Annotated in this window: 11 protein-coding genes; all 11 read right to left on the bottom strand. The window is 34.5% G+C overall.

What is annotated here, in order from left to right:
• Positions 1–145: 145 nt before the first annotated feature.
• Complete coding sequence (locus HQN85_RS00700; RefSeq protein ID WP_173268426.1) at positions 146–496, bottom strand: DUF6717 family protein; 351 nt, start codon at positions 494–496, stop codon at positions 146–148.
• Positions 497–590: 94 nt separating this feature from the next.
• On the bottom strand, positions 591–2570 hold the full coding sequence (gene glgB, locus HQN85_RS00695; protein ID WP_173268425.1) for a 1,4-alpha-glucan branching protein GlgB: 1980 nt from the start codon (positions 2568–2570) through the stop codon (positions 591–593).
• Between the two features lie 46 nt (positions 2571–2616).
• Complete coding sequence (locus HQN85_RS00690) at positions 2617–3270, bottom strand: ATP-binding cassette domain-containing protein (protein WP_173268424.1); 654 nt, start codon at positions 3268–3270, stop codon at positions 2617–2619.
• Positions 3271–3749: 479 nt separating this feature from the next.
• On the bottom strand, positions 3750–6224 hold the full coding sequence (locus HQN85_RS00685; protein WP_173268423.1) for a glycoside hydrolase family 31 protein: 2475 nt from the start codon (positions 6222–6224) through the stop codon (positions 3750–3752).
• Positions 6225–6248: 24 nt separating this feature from the next.
• On the bottom strand, positions 6249–6878 hold the full coding sequence (locus tag HQN85_RS15735) for an MFS transporter (protein ID WP_246249575.1): 630 nt from the start codon (positions 6876–6878) through the stop codon (positions 6249–6251).
• 15 nt (positions 6879–6893) lie between these two features.
• Entirely contained in the window at positions 6894–7661 is a 768-nt protein-coding gene (locus HQN85_RS15730) for an MFS transporter (RefSeq protein ID WP_246249573.1), read from the bottom strand.
• Positions 7662–7699: 38 nt separating this feature from the next.
• Complete coding sequence (locus HQN85_RS00675) at positions 7700–9442, bottom strand: alpha-amylase family glycosyl hydrolase (protein ID WP_246249571.1); 1743 nt, start codon at positions 9440–9442, stop codon at positions 7700–7702.
• 77 nt (positions 9443–9519) lie between these two features.
• Positions 9520–11844 (bottom strand): glycoside hydrolase family 65 protein, encoded by a 2325-nt coding sequence (locus tag HQN85_RS00670; protein ID WP_173268421.1) that lies wholly within the window; start codon positions 11842–11844, stop codon positions 9520–9522.
• 6 nt (positions 11845–11850) lie between these two features.
• Positions 11851–12501 carry a beta-phosphoglucomutase gene (gene pgmB / locus HQN85_RS00665; protein WP_173268420.1) on the bottom strand — a complete coding sequence of 217 codons (651 nt, stop codon included), beginning with the start codon at positions 12499–12501 and terminating at the stop codon, positions 11851–11853.
• A 1-nt stretch (position 12502) separates the two neighbouring features.
• Positions 12503–14344, bottom strand: coding sequence for a glycoside hydrolase family 13 protein (locus tag HQN85_RS00660; RefSeq protein WP_173268419.1), 1842 nt, complete (start codon positions 14342–14344; stop codon positions 12503–12505).
• Between the two features lie 136 nt (positions 14345–14480).
• On the bottom strand, positions 14481–17369 hold the full coding sequence (locus tag HQN85_RS00655; RefSeq protein WP_173268418.1) for a TonB-dependent receptor: 2889 nt from the start codon (positions 17367–17369) through the stop codon (positions 14481–14483).
• Positions 17370–17394: the final 25 nt, after the last annotated feature.

Here is a 17394-nt window from a genome sequence, read left to right as displayed (position 1 = left end):
AAAAAACTTAATTTTACTACTTGCATGAAACCTGTTTTTGAGCGTTTAACAAGGCTAATATACTAAAATTGCTTTAATGCTTGTCAAACCAAACAAAAATTTAAGTCTATAGCAAAAGAGTACTTTATATACCCTACATAAACACCTAAATGGCAAAGTAAATTTTTTGTGGTATGGTTTTAAAAACAAAATTAGTGACATCGCATAACCACAATTTAAGTGCTACTTTTTTATTTTGATAGGTTTCTAAAAAATAGACACCTCCGCCGCCTAAGTTTTCTTCTTTAATACGTAGCAAGGTAAGGATTTCGGAATTTTCAAATTGTTCATTAGACATGATGACTTTAATTGTTGAAGCCTTTTTGCTTAAAAGATCTAACCATTTATCAGCCCCTTCTACCATTTGTAAATCTTCAAGGTCGCCATTCCATTCTGGTAAATTTAGATACCACTCGTCTTTTTCGTTTTTATAAAATTCAAATGTTCTTTTTATCATATATTTTATTCAACACATGCAAGAAGTATAATTTCAAAGATTTCTCCATTTCGCTGCACTCCAGTCGAAAGGACGGTTTGTTATTTATGACAATTTAAACTCCTTTTTTAAAAACAACAACCGCTAATGGTGGAATATTAATTACAATAGATTGCTTCTGATTATTATAGGCAACATTTTCCGTTGGTAAAGTTTCCGTATTTAATTTTCCACTACCATAAAATTCAGCAGCATCTGTATTAAAAATTTCTTTCCATTTGCCTTTCATTGGCACACCAATCTTGAAGTTTTCATGATATACAGGTGTTAAATTCAGCACAAATACTAATGTATCCTTTGCTTTATCAGATTTACGAACATAGATAAATATCGAATGATCTGCATCGTCGGCATTAATCCATTCAAAGCCTTCGTAAGAAAAATTGTACTTGTATAAAGCTGGCTCTTTTCTGTATAATAGGTTTAAGGCTTTTACCAATTGTTGCATACCAGCATGTGGTGCATGTTGTAATAAATCCCAACGTAGTGATTCGGTGAAATTCCACTCATTAGTTTGTGCAAACTCATTGCCCATAAACAATAGCTTTGTGCCAGGGTGCGTAAACATGTAAGCATAAAGTGTACGCAGATTAGCGAATTTCTGCCATTCGTCTCCTGGCATTTTATAAATCATTGATGATTTACCATGCACAACTTCATCATGCGAAAAAGGCAACATGAAATTTTCCGTAAAAGCATAGGTCATGCTAAACGTTAATTGATGATGATGAAATTTTCTATTGATAGGATCGTTTTTGAAATATTTCAAGGTATCGTTCATCCAACCCATCATCCATTTCATGCCAAAACCTAAACCACCAGCATGCACAGGCCGTGTTACACCATCAAAAGTGCTACTTTCTTCGGCTATGGTTTGTACTCCTTTATACTGACCGTAAATGGCTTCGTTTAAGTCTTTCAGAAACTGAATTGCACCTAAATTTTCTGTGCCACCAAATTCGTTTGTTCCGTACTCACCTTCTTCTCTGCTAAAATCAAAATACAACATAGAAGCCACAGCATCTACTCTTAAACCATCTGCATGGTATTTATCTATCCAAAATAGCGCATTGCTGATTAAGAATGAGCGCACTTCATTTCTATCGTAATTAAAGATATAAGATTTCCAATCTGGATGAAAACCCTTGCGCATATCGGCATGTTCAAACAAATGTGTCCCATCAAAATTGAATAAACCATGTGCATCTCCTGGGAAATGTGATGGAACCCAATCTAATATGACTGCAATATTATTTTTATGCAGCTCTTCTATTAAGTGCATTAAATCTTGAGGAGCACCATGTCTAGAACTTGCTGCGAAATATCCAGTAATCTGATATCCCCAAGATGGATAATACGGATATTCCATAATTGGCATGAGCTCTACATGCGTAAAACCCATTTCTAAAATGTATAGAACTAAGCTCTTTGCAATTTCCCCATAACTTAATATCCGTTCTGGATTACTCGGATCGCGTTGCCAAGAACCTAAATGCAATTCATAAACCGATATGGGTTGGTCGAGCGCATTGAGTTTAGGTCGTTTGGTTAACCACGATTTATCTTTCCATGTATAATCTGTATCCCAAACGATAGAAGCTTTTTGTGGTGGATGTTCCCATCGCAACGCAAACGGATCTCCTTTTTCTAAATCACTACCATCAAAACCTTTGATATAATATTTATACACCTCTCCTTTTCCTACATGAGGAATAAATCCTTCCCAAATACCAGATGCATCCCAACGTTTATAGAGTTGATGACTTTCTTTGTTCCAACCATTAAAGTTGGCAATAACGGCTACTCGTTGTGCGTTAGGTGCCCAAACTGCAAAATAAGTTCCATTAATTTTATTGACCGTGCACAAGTGCGCACCCATTTTCTCGTATAGGCGGAAATGTTTTCCGGATACGAATAGAGAAATATCGAAGTCGGTTAGTAAACTGTGTACCCAAACACTTTTTTGGTAGGTATCAAAAGGATTTTCTTTTGTACTTACTTTTTTGTTTGTGGTCGTTTTTTTAGTGCTCGACATAGTTCGAATATTTATAGGCCTAATTTACCTTTTTAAACCTGAATAATTACAAATTAGGCAAATAGCCATGCACTATTAAATCATCTTCGTTATTAATAGCATAATTACAACCATTGTGCAGCAAAATGATACGCGATGAAATTTCTATAATTTGTCGGTAATAATGATCTGTAATGATCAATCCTTTTTGCGATTTTAAATGAACAATGTGTTCCTTTAATTCATTCGCAATTAAGGGAGCAAGTTGAGAAAAAGGTTCATCTAATAATACATATTTAGCATCGCTATATAAAATCAATAAGGCTTCAACCAACCTTCTGTTTCCGCCAGATAAATTTCCAATGGGTTCATTTAAATTCGATTTGAAAATAGCTAAGTTTAATACTTGGTCTTTATAGTTATTGATGTACAACTCAATCAGATCTTTAATTTTCAGATAATGCGGAATAAAATAGCCTTGCGGTAAATAAGCAACCTGCTGTGTTAAGTAGGTTTTTACTTGTAATTCGTCATCAATTTTTAAATATTTAAACCTTGGTTGTATGCTGCCAAAAATGATTTTTAGTAAAGTAGATTTCCCTGAACCGTTTCTACCTAATAAACCAACCACCTCTCCTATTTTACAGGTTAAATAAACACTGCTCAATACCTGATATTCACCATAACGATGGTTTACACTATCTATATAAAGTTCCTGCATCCTAAAACAATTAATAAAAGTGTACAGAAAACAATGAAATCAAAAGCAAACAGGATGGAGAACAATCTGCGGTAACTTAATCCTAAATTTTGATAATAGAACCTACGTGGGCCAAAAAATAATTTTTCAATGCCGATTGTTATGGCATACATCAATACCTTAAAAGCGATAGCAAGATTGTATAATGGGATTTTATCAAATCCTTTTTGGAAGAATAAATAGGCAAAGAATAAACTCCATGAAAAATTAAGAAATAGGACCAATTTGAAATGATGACTATAAATGAAGATCAATTTCTTTCGCATTTCTTAAATTTTAAAAACTCATCATTTCATAAATGGAGATTGCTTCGTTGTGCCCATCGCAAGACCAGTTGGAGTGGCGTTCGTCATTGCGAACATAGTGAAGCAATCTTACAACACCAGTCCATTTCTTTTACGGCTTTAAGATTGCTTCGTACCTCGCAATTACGAAATTTGCTAAAACCCTATAATCTTAATGTGTATAAAGTTTTTATTCGATTTAAATCTTAGTCTACCACGTTCATCCAAGCTAAAATCTGATACTTCTTTATCATCAACAAAAATCTTGTTTACTTCAAATGGTAAACCAATCACATTGTAATCGTACAATTCGTAATTTGGTGTATATAAACCTTCTGTATCTTGTTTGATAAATAGGTTTTTGCCATCGCCTTTTACACTGAATTTCTTCTCTAAATAAATGTCTTGTTCGTAAGCAAATGTGTCGCCATGATCTTCAAATAGGAATGAATTCACTTCGTAATCAGCATAATATACATTTAACCAAACTTCATCAATTGGTTTCTCGCCAACATATTGCATTACTGGATATTCTGGAATTACTGATCCTGCTCTAACAAACAAAGGCATATCTTCTAATGGAGCTGCAATGGTATATTCATTTTCTCCAATTAATAACTCGTGTGTCCAGAAATTGTACCATTGTCCTTTTGGTAAGTAAACCACTCTAGAAACAGCGCCTTGTTCTAATACTGGACAAACTAAAATTTTATCACCAAAACTAAATTCATCTTGACGGTAATGATTGCTCACTATATCTTGTTCAAGCATAACCAAAGGTCTCAGAATTGGAAAACCATAACGATGATGCTCCCAGAAAACCGAATAAATATAAGGCATCAATCGATATCTTAACTCTATGAATTTACGGTTGATACTGGTAAATGGTTCACCAAAACTCCAAGGCTCACGTTCGGCTGTATCACCAGCAGAATGCGCTCGCATAAAAGGAGAAAAAGTACCTAGTTGAATCCAACGTGTAAATAATTCACCATCTGGCTCACCACTAAAACCACCTATATCCGTTCCTACAAAAGGCACCCCAGAAACCGACATGCGTTGGCATTGAATGTTTCCTAATTTTAAATGTTCCCAAGTAGCTACGTTATCTCCAGTCCATACACAGGCGTAACGTTGCACACCCGAATAACCTGCTCTAGTAATAGTGAAAGGGCGTTTATTACGTTGCAGTTTCTTTAACCCATCATAGGTAGAACGAACCATTTGCATGCCATACACATTATGTGCTTTACGGTGCGACCCTCGGTAGCCATCATAATTATGTCTTACATCGTTCGGAAAAGTTCCTGCACCGAAAACTGCTGGCTCATTCATATCATTCCAAACTCCGGCTACACCTAAATCTACCAGCTCTTTATATAACCCTCCCCACCATTCTCTTACTGTTGGATTGGTAAAATCTGGAAATTGGCATCGACCCGGCCAAACGTGACCTTCCATAAAATAATCATCGCTTCGACGACAGAAGTAATTGTTTTCTTTTCCTTCTTTAAACACCCAATAATTATCATCTACTTTAATTCCTGGATCTATCATAACAACGGTTTTCATACCGATGTTCATTAGATCTTTGATCATTTTTTTAGGATCTGGGAAATATTTTTTATTCCAAGTAAAGCAGCGATAACCATCCATATAATCGATATCCAAATAAATGGCATCGCAAGGAATTTGATGAGACCTAAAACTTTCTGCAATATCTCTCACTTTTTTCTCTGGGTAATAACTCCAGCGACATTGGTGAAAACCTAAAGCCCATTTTGGTGGTAATTGATGTGTTCCTGTTAAGGTTTGGTAGCGCTTAACTACATCCATCATATGAGGTCCGTGGATGTAATAATATTGTAACTCACCACCATCTGCCCAAAAACTAGTTTTGTTACCGTTTTCCTTGCCAAAATCAAAATAAGAACGGAAGGTATTATCAAAGAAAATTCCATATCCAGCACCATTATGAATACCAATATAAAAAGAAATTGTACGATACAATGGATCTTGGTCCCAACCAAATGAATAGGCATCTGTATTCCAGTTTTGGAATTTTCTGCCACGTAAATTCATGTTACCAGATTTATCTCCTAAACCAAAGAAGTTCTCTTCTGGCAAGCATTCCTTTGTGGCATATACATAATAACCACCAAACTCAACGTTTTCCTCCCAATGCATGGGAGAGATATCTTGAGTCATCACCATTCCGCTGGTATTATCTGTAAAGGATATTAAAAAATCCTCTTTTTTAACTTTACAAGTTACCGTGTTAGTCGAAATAGCATAATAATCTTCGTTTTCTTCTAGTTTAAAAGTGGTTACTTTTTGATCTACTTGCGGAACTGCATAAGAAAAATCGTCTAGAAAAACACCATGCGGAGCCATTCGCACTCTAATGATTTCATCACTCACAACCCTTACTTCAACTCTGGCATTTCCATCGGAAAAATAAAACTTGTTGCCTTCCTTTTTAACTCCTTTTACTGCCGTTAAATATTGTTTTACTATTGGCTTTAAATTCGTTACTGGATTATTGAGATGCTGAATAATTTCTTCTTCTGTTTGTGAACCTACTGTTTCTGCTAAAATTTGCTTCTCTTCACTATTCGTTTCTTCTTCCATAAAAAAATTTAACTGCTGTTACGCTTAACTTACTACTTCTGTATCTTCCGCCTGATGCGTTATTACTTTTTTATCGGTAATTAAGAAATTAGCTAAGCCTCCAATGAGTAAAGATGTGCCAGCTAAAAGCATTGCATTAATTACTGCCGAACCAAAAATTAAGTGATATAAATAGTTTAAACCACCGGTTGCAGCAATAATTTGCGGAATTACAATAAACATATTAAAAATCCCCATATAAATCCCCATTTTTTTAGGATTTATAGCACTCGACAACATGGCGTAAGGCATAGAGAGTATGCTACCCCAAGAAATTCCAATCAGAATAAACGAATAAATTAACTGATCTGGGTTTTGAATAAAGTACATGGAAATGAAACCTAACCCGCCAGCAATTAAGCTAAACATGTGAATATATTTTCTATTGATACTTCTTTTGGCTGCGTAAAAAGTAAGCAATAGCGCAAATGCCATAGATGATAAACCGTACATGCCCATATATGAACCTACTAAATCTGCAGCATCATTGTATGCTTTACTTGCCGACATAAATAATGCTTTTGAACTTTCATCTGCCATGTTAAAAGTGCTTTCTATTGGTGCGGGTGCATGAAAAACATGTGTAGTTAATGCTGGTGTGGCTAAACTCCACATGGCAAAAAATGCAAATCAACTAAAAAACTGAATTATGCCAAGCAATTTCATGGTTTTTGGCATTTTATTAATGCTAGAAAGAATTTCTTTGAATCCGTTCAAAAAGCCTTTACTCTGTTCTTTTTCTTTTTTAAATTCTTCTAAATCATCTGGTGGATATTCTGATGTAGTGAAAATGGTGTATAATACAGAACCTAAAAAAACAACTCCTCCAATTGCAAAAGCTATTTTTACAGATAGTGGGACTATTCCGGGTAAAGCTTCATTAGAAACACCTAATTTATTAACCAACCATGGTAAATTACTGGCAACCCATGTGCCTACGCCTATAATTAAGGTTTGCATCACAAAACCATACGAGCGTTGAGAATCTGGTAATTTATCAGCAACTAAAGCTCTAAAAGGCTCCATGGTGATATTGATAGATGCATCCAAAACCCATAAACATCCTGCTGCTACCCATAAAACTGGAGAATTTGGCAAGAAAAACAAAACTATTGTACTTAATATTGCCCCGATTAAAAAAAATGGTTTTCTTCTTCCCCATCTTGGGTTCCAAGTTCTATCGCTCATATAACCAATAATCGGTTGTACCAATAAGCCTGTTAAAGGTGCTGCAACCCATAAAGCGGGTATGCTATCTTGACTAGCACCTAAAGTTTGAAATATTCGAGACATAAAGCCTCCTTGTAAGGCGAAACCAAATTGAATACCCAAAAAGCCGAAGCTCATGTTAAAAATGCTCCAAAATGAAAGCTTTGGTTTACGTGAAAAATCAGTCATGGTTATATTTGGTTTAGGTTTAGTTTGTTAGCGAAGAGTTAAAATTCTAAAATGACAGCACTCGTAGCAATCATTGTAATATTTAGTCCGTTAGTTATATTTTCAGTTTTAAACTTGGTATCAGATAATAAATCCGTGAAGGTAATTTTGCCTTTCAAATTAAAAGCTTCTACTACATCCTTGGGCAAATTCACCGTTAACGTAACATCACTTCTATTAAAGTTCGTTATTACTAAAACTCGCTTGTTTTCTGTATACCTTAAATATGCGTAAACTTTATCGTTAAAACCTGTTGAGGTTTTAATTGCTTGTAAAAGTTCGTAGAAATTACCTTTGGAAATTGCTTCATTTGTGGTAGCCAAGTTTAATAGTTTGCTGTAAAACTGACGAAGTTTTTTCTCGTCATTGTTTAGTTTACCGCCATCAAATGCCCCATTGTTCATCCATTTTTGATGTTGAGGAATTCCCCAATAATCGAAAATAGAGGTTCTACCATCGTCCCCTCCAAAACCTTCTGTTCCATTTGCGGGCTCTCCAACTTCTTGCCCATTGTAAATCATTACTGGGCCTGAAGATAAAGTCGCAGTAACCACCATGCCTGGCACAGCATACCATGGGTTTCCAGCAAATGCTTTGGAAGCAATTCGGGCTTCATCGTGGTTTTCTAAAAAGCGTAACATGTGCTGAGAAAATCCCTTACTTTCCTTTTGCCATACAAAGCTGATATCTTTTATAGTTGCATTGCTATCATTCATCATTAAACGTTTCAATCCATCGTATAAACCAACTTTATCATACAAAAAATCAAATTTTCCATTTACCAAAAAGTCTTTGTATTGATTTCTATCGTAAGCTTCCCCTATGAAAATTAGGTTTGGATATTTTTTCTTTAAGTCTGTAATTACCCAATGCCAAAATTCTACAGGCACCATTTCCGCTACATCACATCTAAAACCATCTACTCCTTTTGAAGCCCAAAAAGCCAAGATATCTCGCATCTTCTTCCATACAGGCGGTTGTGGGACAAAATGTTTTGTATTATTATTTTGAACATCAAAACCGTAATTTAATTTAATTGTTTCAAACCAATCGTCTAATTTCGGTGCGTGATTAAACACATTATTTCCTGTTGCTTTGGCAGGACTTTCATCGAATTTCCCATCTTTTAAAGGACTTTGATAATTATCCCCACCTGGATTATAACCTGTTGGAACTATAAATTTTTGATCTGGAATATAATAGAAATCATTTTTGGGATCGAAGCTTTTAGTAGTATCATCTTGTGCTCCTAAATCAATCACATTTGCAGGTTTAGCATCAGAATGATAAGTGCGAGCAACATGATTAGGAATAAAATCCATTAATACTTTCAGTCCTTCATTATGTGTTCGTTTTATTAAATCTTCATATTCCGTCATTCGATTTTTAACATCAACAGCTAAATCTGGGTCAACGTCATAATAATCTTTTATTGCATACGGCGAACCAGCCCTTCCCTTTACAATATCTGGGTCATCAACTTTAATTCCAGCTGATGAATAATTTGTCATAGTCGCATGTTCAATCACACCAGTATACCAAACATAATTTACACCCAGCTTTTTTAATTCTGATAGTGCTTTTACAGTTATGTCATTGAACTTTCCACTACCGTTTTCTTCAATTGAACCATAGTATTTGTTGGTGGTGTTTTTATTACCGAAATAACGGACAAGCGCTTGATAAATCACCAACTTCCTATTCTCAATTTTCTCTTTTGTTGTTTGATTCGGATCTAACATTTGTAAATTATTTTTTTGAGCACAGGCTGATAAGCCACAAAATATGACCATCAATATCGCTATTTTGCTGATTGCCTTCAATTGATGTGGATTTGTGTGTCTAGATCTAAAACTCCGTTAGCTTGTAAAACATGGTCATCGCCAAAAATGTTTAACGTTAAAGTTTTCTCACTTTCATTCTTTAAACTCACTTTTTGTTGATCTGCTTTAACGGTAATTATAGCCTGTCTAAACCCAATTTTAAATGCATAAGATTTCCACTTTTTCGGTAATACCGGATTAAGATGCAATTGGTTATTTTTAACTCTCATTCCACCAAAACCTTCTACAACGCTTAACCATGTTCCCGCCATTGAAGTAATGTGTAAACCGTCTTCTGTGTCATTATTATAATCATCCAAATCTAAACGAGATGTACGTAAGTAAAACTCATATGCTCTATCCAAATCGCCAAGTTTTGCAGCTATAATTGCATGTACACAGGGTGATAAAGAACTTTCATGCACAGTGCGTGGTTCATAAAAATCGTAATTTCTACGGATGGTTTCTAAATCATAATCTTCCTCAAAAAAGTAAATCCCTTGCAAAACATCAGCTTGTTTAATAAAGCACGATCTTAAAATTCTATCCCAACTCCATTTTTGATTTAATGGTCGATCAACTGCTGGCAAATCCTTAACTAAAATCTGCTCTTTATCTAAATATCCATCTTGTTGTAAGAAAATTCCTAACTTTTCATCTTCAGGATAAAACATCTTATGAATAATATCTTGCCAATGTGAGGTTTCCTTCGCTAAATTAAAATTGGTTTTGCTTAGTATTTGATCAAGTTTATTTTCATTATCGGCTTTAACCTGCGCAATTGCTTCCATTGTATATTTTAGACACCAGGTTGCAATTGTACTTGTATACCAATTATTATTCACATTGTTTTCATATTCATTTGGACCGGTTACGCCAAGCATTACATATTTTTCTTTTTCGACACTCCAATTGATACGTTGTGCCCAAAAACGAGCAATACCTATCAATACTTCTAAACCGTATGCTGCTAAATATTTTTGATCTCCAGTATAACGTATATAATTGAAGATCGCAAAAGCGATAGCGCCATTCCTATGAATTTCCTCAAAGGTAATTTCCCATTCATTATGGCATTCTTCACCATTTATGGTTACCATTGGATATAATGCCGCCCCATCTTTAAAACCTAATTTTTCAGCATTCTCAATTGCTTTTTCTAAATGGTTATAGCGATAAATTAGTAGGTTTTCTGAAACTTGCTGTGGTGCTGTTGCCAAGTAAAAAGGCAAACAATAAGCTTCTGTATCCCAATAAGTAGAGCCGCCGTATTTTTCGCCCGTAAATCCTTTTGGACCTATATTTAAACGAGCATCTTCACCTGTATAGGTTTGATGTAATTGAAAAATATTAAATCGAATAGCTTGTTGTGCAGCAACATCGCCCTCAATGATTACATCGCCATTTTGCCATTTAGCAGCCCAAGCGTTAGCTTGTTCTTTCAACATTTGATCAAATCCCTTGGCAACAATAGTTTCTAAAACTTTAACCGCAGCATTTTCTAGTTCTCCTTTATCGTGATTTTCTGAAGAAAGATTAACAGCATACTTATAAATAGTAGTTGCTTGATCTCTTTTAACCTCAATTGAAAATTGCTGTGCAACCTGCTTTTCTTTAAGTGAGAATTGAGGTTTTAGGTCTATTAATTTACCATCTTGATGAATTTCTGTGTATATACCAGAACTTACCCAAAATGCAGTCTTTTTTGTTTCCATGGTAAGCAAAGCAAAATCATCTTGTTGCTTTGCATTAATTTCAGTCCAAAATTTTTCATCATAATTTGAATCCTGATTTTTTACATCACCATCTAAGCTAGATTCGATTGAAATTTTTCCATTAAAATTATGTGGGGTAATGGTGTATTTAATTGCTCCTGCTTCATCATCAACTAAACTACAAAAACGTACTGCTGCTATATCGAGAACGTTCCCGTTTTTTAGTTCCACTTTAAACTTTCTAGTTAGTGTACCTTTTTGCATATCTAGCACACGACTAAAATCTAAAACGGAGCAGGTATTTAAATCTAAAACTTCGTCATTGACTATGATATGAATTCCAATCCAATTAGTTGCATTTAATACTTTGGCAAAATATTCAGGATATCCATTTTTCCACCACCCTACACGAGTTTTATCTGGATAATAAACACCAGCCACATAATTACCTTGCAAAGTTTCTCCAGTATATTGTTCTTCAAAATTGGCCCGCTGACCCATTCTTCCATTTCCCAAACTAAATATACTTTCAGAAATTTTGTTCAATTTTGGATCAAATCCCTCTTCAATAATCTGCCACTCGTTATATTTGATATAATTCTTCATTCTTAATTATAAATTCTCCATTTTTTCAATAGTCATTTCAAATAGTCCTTCTATCACTAAATCAGCCTCACTCAGTACATCAGCTTTGCCAATACCTACCGCTTTCATTTTCCCAGCTTTGGCAGCTTGTACACCAGCAATTGCATCTTCAAAAACAACACATTCTTCTGGTTTAACATTCAATTCTTGTGCGCCAACTAAAAAAACCTCAGGATTTGGTTTTGATTTGGTTACTTTATTTCCATCCACTAAAGCATCAAACATATGGGTTAAACCAATTTGCTTTAATATCGTTTCTGAATTTTTACTTGCAGAACCCAAAGCCGTTAAATAATTATTTGCTTTTACTAATGCTAAAAATTCTTTAGCTCCTGGTAAAATCTCTTTGGGTGTCATTTTAGTAATCATATCTACATACCAGGTATTTTTTAACGTTGCCAATTCTTGCATTTCTTCATCGGTTTTGCTTACGTCATCCCAATTTAATATAATTTTTAGCGAGTCTATTCTGCTAATCCCTTTTAGTTCTTCGTTTTGTTCTTCTGTAAAGTCAAATCCAAGTTGATTAGCCAACCTTTTCCATGCTTTATAATGATATACTGCAGTATCGACGATAACGCCATCTAAGTCGAAAATACACGCTTTTAGTTTAGACATATTATTGTAATTCAAAGATGTAAGATGTGTTGGCTGGTAGTTTTATTTTATCAATTGGTATTTTTTGATCCGTTATGATATTTAGTAGGATTTGATGCTTTCCAATTCTTTCTGAAAAACGACTAGTTGTTAATTCTTGAGGTTGCTCATTTGTGTTCATTACCACCATTACGGTTTTCTCATTAGTGTATCTAAAATAGACATAAATACCATTTTCAGGTACATATTGCATGAGCTTACCTGTTTGTAAAACGGAATTATTTTTACGGTAATTCGCTAATTTTTTAACAAAATTAAACGCTTCATTTTCCTTTTCGTTTCTGCCAGATGCTATAAATTTGTTTGCTTTATCATTTGACCAACCTCCCGGAAAATCATCACGTACCTTACCATCTGGATTTGCAAAATTTTTCATCAAAATCTCTGTACCATAATACATTTGAGGAATTCCACGTAATGAAAGCAATAAAATGATGCCCGATTTATATTTATTAAAGTCTTCGCCAACTACAGAATAAAACCTACTGATATCATGATTATCTAAAAACAAAACATTTCTTGTTGGATCTTTATATTGATAATCACTTGCCAAAACAGTGTAAAGCCTATTTACGCCGTCTGTCCAACCAAATTTTCCATTTAGAGTTTCGTTAATTGCAAAGTAAGTTTGAAAGTCTGTTACTCCTTGCAACCCAGTATTAAAATGTTGATTTACTGTATTTCCTTCTGTAAAAAATACTTGATTAGCAGTTCCATTAACCCAAGTTTCTCCAAAATAAGTGAATTTGGGAAATTCTCTTGTAATTGCTTTTGCCCATTCTGCCATAAAATCACGATCGTTATAGGCATACGTATCTAATCTAAATCCATCCAAACCAGCATACTCGATCCACCAAATATGGCTTTGCGTAATATATTTTTTCACTAACGGATTTTGTTGATTTACATCTGGCATGTGATTATCAAACCAACCATCAGTCATTAATTTTTTATCAGCCTTTGCTGCATAAGGATCAAACAAAACCTGGTCTTTATAAGTTGTACCTGTATATTTTGGCCACTGATGAAACCAATCTTTTGCTGGCGGATCTAAGAATAAAAAATGCTGATCACCGATATGATTATGCACCAAATCTTTAATCATTTTCATCCCACGTTTGTGGCATTCGTCTACTAGTTTTTTATAAAGAGCATTGTTCCCAAAACGTCGATCAATCTGGTAATTTTCAGTGTTGGCATAACCATGATAAGATGTTTTATATTCATCATTTTCTAAAACCGGATTTAGCCAAAGCGTAGTTACCCCAAGTTCTTGCAGGTAAGGTAAATTATTAATAATTCCTTGAATATCTCCCCCATGTCTATAATACATCGAATCGCGGTTCAATGTCATATCTTTCATCCCATTTAACTTGTCATTACTTTGATCTCCATTTGAAAAACGATCTGGCATAATCAAATAAATGAAATCTTTATTTGTTACCCCCTGAGTATGGTTTGTCCTTGATTTCAGTTCATAAGTGTACTTAATTTCTTTTTCCCCTTTCTTAGTAAAAATTATTGGGAACGTTCCCGATTTTGTAGCTGAAGAAATTTGCAGATTAACAAATAGATAATTAGGATTTTCTACTTTTTGAACACTTACCAGTTTCACCCCAGGATAATTTAACGAAACAGTTTTATCAGCAATCCGATTTCCTCTCACTAATAATTGAAGTGATTGATCTTTAAAACCAACCCACCAATTTAGAGGCTCAATCCTTTCTAAATTAGCCATCTGTGCTTTAAGCACTTGAAATTGGGTTGATAGAAACACCGTTAAAAGAAATAATTTCTTGATCATTTTATATTTGGTTGATATAACTCTAACGAAAGTGTTAATTTTTAAGTTAAAACGCAAAGATTTTTAAAAATATAATCTTAAAAAAAAAGCTTTCCGAATATATTTCGGAAAGCTTTTTTGATCAAATATAAACTTACTATGGATTAAATGTAAATGACAAATAGTAAAGTGCACCAACTTCTGGGTTACCAAATGAAGTGCTATAATATTTATTTAAAACATTCGAACCACCTAATTTAACAACAGATTTAACTGAAGGTATTTTCAAGTTAACCTGTGCATCAAATGTTGAATATGAAGGAACTGTTCCAGTTGCAAAAGTTGAGTTCCAGTAGAACTGATCTTGCCAACGATATTGAACATTGAAACCAAAGTTTTTAATAATTTCTTTACTACCAATACCAGCATTAAATCTCCATTCTGGTGTGTTAAAGTTATTATCAAAACCTGCAGGAATATCACTCAATTTATTGTAAGAAGTATTTCCATTGAAGTTAAACTTGCCTACTTGATAATCTAATCCAAAAGCACCACCATAAGATTTAACTTTTGTTACAATATTTACAGGAACACTAAATTTAACAGCTGTAGTAGTTGGATTTTGATATAACTCTACGCCACCAATAAAGTCTTCGTAAATATTGTAATATGCGTAAGCATCAATCAATAAAGTGTTTGTAGCTAAACCTTTATAACCTAATTCAAAAGACTTTACACTTTCTGGGCGTAAACCACCAGCATCAAAAGTATAGGGCTGTAATAAAGCAACATTTGGAGCACCAACAGCAGCTGAAGCTAAAAATGCTCTATAACTTGCAGCAGTTACACCTTTATTAGTGTTTAAGTTATATTTATTAAGCGACTCTGGTAAACCACCAATTAGGCGAGTTGAGCCACCACCAACAGCTAAATCAATGTACTGATCTTGCGTAGTTGGATTACGATAACCTGTTTGGAAAGATGCTCTGATATTATTGTTAGGAGCAACTGTCCACACACCCGTTATACGAGGAGTAAGTCTACCTTCAAAGTTTTTGCTTTTATCGTAACGACCAGCAACAGTCATTTTAAATTTGTCGCCAAATTTCTTTCCTAATTGAGCATAAGCGCCATACTCATCAATTGTAATATCACGGGTTAAGTCATCAAAAATTGTACCCTCTGAGTGTAAGAAGTAATCGCGATAAGATGCACCAACAATAAACTCTACTACATTATTAAATGCGTTAGAGAAGTTGTACATACCTTCGTAATGATATAAATTGGTTTTATCATTAAACTTAGCTCCATTTGCTGGACCAATTGTTTTAGAAGCAATTGTGTTTTTAGCAGTTTCATAACCAGCTGAACCTGGCATTAAACGACCAATATCTGCTTGTGATCTCGCAAATGCCTGTGCAGCAGCGTCAGTTTGTCCTGCTGCTCTAGCACCAACATAATTTCCAATGTATTGAGGGAACCAAGTGGTTGATGGTTTCCAAGCCTCATTAATAAAAGTACCTAAAATGGTCGCATTATAAGCATCACCAGAGCGTTCTTGAGTAGTGTACCCTCTTAAGAAGAAGTCTTGTCCTTTTAACTCTAATTTGTATTGACCAATTTTAAAGTTTCTTAATGAATAACGATCGGTACCTGTATAAACTGATGTACCAGTACCCCAATTGGCTTGTGCAATTGCTTCAACTGTATTATTAAACTTGTAGTGTAAAGAGGTTGATGTTTTTAGAGACTTCGTATCATAATCAACTAAATCTGTTTCATTATAACCAGTTCTTGATACAAATTGATTAGGAATTAACCCAGCTTTTAAACCTACATAAAATGGAAAGTAATTTGCAACTGCTGGTCTTAATGCTGCTGGCAAACCTCCTAAAAATGCAGCTTGTTGTGCAGCATTAGGAATTGTAGCGCCAAAAGTTGCATCAATCATAGATTTAATATTTGGAATAGCACCACCTGTTGCAGCATTAATACCTGCAATAGTCTGATTTTGTACACTTTGCGATACGTTAATCATATTTTGACTAATCTCATCACCATATACGTTTACACCATCATAATTAGGGTCACTATTTCTATCTCCACTTTTTAACTGACGAGCAGTTCTATCAAAGTTTCTAGTATCTGTAGCAGCCCAATCTTTCGCTTGTAAAAAACCAAATGATGTTTTAAAGCCAAATTTATTGTTCCATGATTTTGCTAAACGAACATTTAATTCCTTAAATTCTTGTACACCTTGAGCAGTTTTATCATCATTTACATGATTAATACCTGTTTTGTATTGGAAACTTGCTCCTTGATACTGGTATGGATTTTTTGATGTCATTAATAAAGTACCATTAATACCACCAGCACCATATAATGCAGAAGCAGCACCTGGTAATAACTCTACGTTATCAACATCTAATTCTGTTAAACCTACAATATTCCCTACCGAAAAGTTTAATCCTGGAGCTTGATTGTCCATTCCATCAATATATTGATTAAAACGAACGTTACCATTAGCATTAAAACCACGAGTATTAACTGATCTAAAAGTCATACTTTGAGTACTCATCTCCACACCTTTTAAATTATTTAAAGCGTCGTAAAAAGACGGTGCTGGAAGCTCTTTTAAAGCAGCAGAACTAATACGCTCAATAGAAACAGGAGATTCTAAAATACGTTCTGGCGTTCTCGATGCAGAAATAACTACTTCTTGCCCTAAAACCACTCCACTTTCTAATTCAACTGTTAAGTTAGCGGTATTACCTGTCACTTCTCTTTCTACAGTGGCATAACCTATGTAAGAAACTGTTAGAGTGAAAGGTACCTTTTCTGTCGTGCTAAATGAGAATTGACCTCTTAAATCTGTAGAAGATCCAACAGTTTTCCCTTTTATAGTAACGCTCACGCCAGGAATAGGCTCTTTAGTTAGCTTATCGGTTACGGTACCGCTAACCACAATGCTTTGAGCATGCGCTACAACCCCAGTTGTAAGCAACACAAGAAGCATAAAAATGACTTTTGTAAAAATTTTCTTCATACTTAAGTAGTTTATATTTTGTTTA

The organism is Pedobacter boryungensis (genome assembly GCF_013204825.1).
GTDB lineage: Bacteria > Bacteroidota > Bacteroidia > Sphingobacteriales > Sphingobacteriaceae > Pedobacter > Pedobacter boryungensis.
This window is presented reverse-complemented; position numbering and strand designations above follow the sequence as displayed.

Excerpts from the sequence above, each read along its gene's own strand:
- HQN85_RS00700 (WP_173268426.1), bottom strand. The coding sequence starts at position 496 with ATGATAAAAAGAACATTTGAATTTTATAAAAACGAAAAAGACGAGTGG.
- glgB (WP_173268425.1), bottom strand. The coding sequence starts at position 2,570 with ATGTCGAGCACTAAAAAAACGACCACAAACAAAAAAGTAAGTACAAAA.
- HQN85_RS00690 (WP_173268424.1), bottom strand. The coding sequence starts at position 3,270 with ATGCAGGAACTTTATATAGATAGTGTAAACCATCGTTATGGTGAATAT.
- HQN85_RS00685 (WP_173268423.1), bottom strand. The coding sequence starts at position 6,224 with ATGGAAGAAGAAACGAATAGTGAAGAGAAGCAAATTTTAGCAGAAACA.
- HQN85_RS15735 (WP_246249575.1), bottom strand. The coding sequence starts at position 6,878 with ATGTGGAGTTTAGCCACACCAGCATTAACTACACATGTTTTTCATGCA.
- HQN85_RS15730 (WP_246249573.1), bottom strand. The coding sequence starts at position 7,661 with ATGACTGATTTTTCACGTAAACCAAAGCTTTCATTTTGGAGCATTTTT.
- HQN85_RS00675 (WP_246249571.1), bottom strand. The coding sequence starts at position 9,442 with ATGTTAGATCCGAATCAAACAACAAAAGAGAAAATTGAGAATAGGAAG.
- HQN85_RS00670 (WP_173268421.1), bottom strand. The coding sequence starts at position 11,844 with ATGAAGAATTATATCAAATATAACGAGTGGCAGATTATTGAAGAGGGA.
- pgmB (WP_173268420.1), bottom strand. The coding sequence starts at position 12,501 with ATGTCTAAACTAAAAGCGTGTATTTTCGACTTAGATGGCGTTATCGTC.
- HQN85_RS00660 (WP_173268419.1), bottom strand. The coding sequence starts at position 14,344 with ATGATCAAGAAATTATTTCTTTTAACGGTGTTTCTATCAACCCAATTT.
- HQN85_RS00655 (WP_173268418.1), bottom strand. The coding sequence starts at position 17,369 with ATGAAGAAAATTTTTACAAAAGTCATTTTTATGCTTCTTGTGTTGCTT.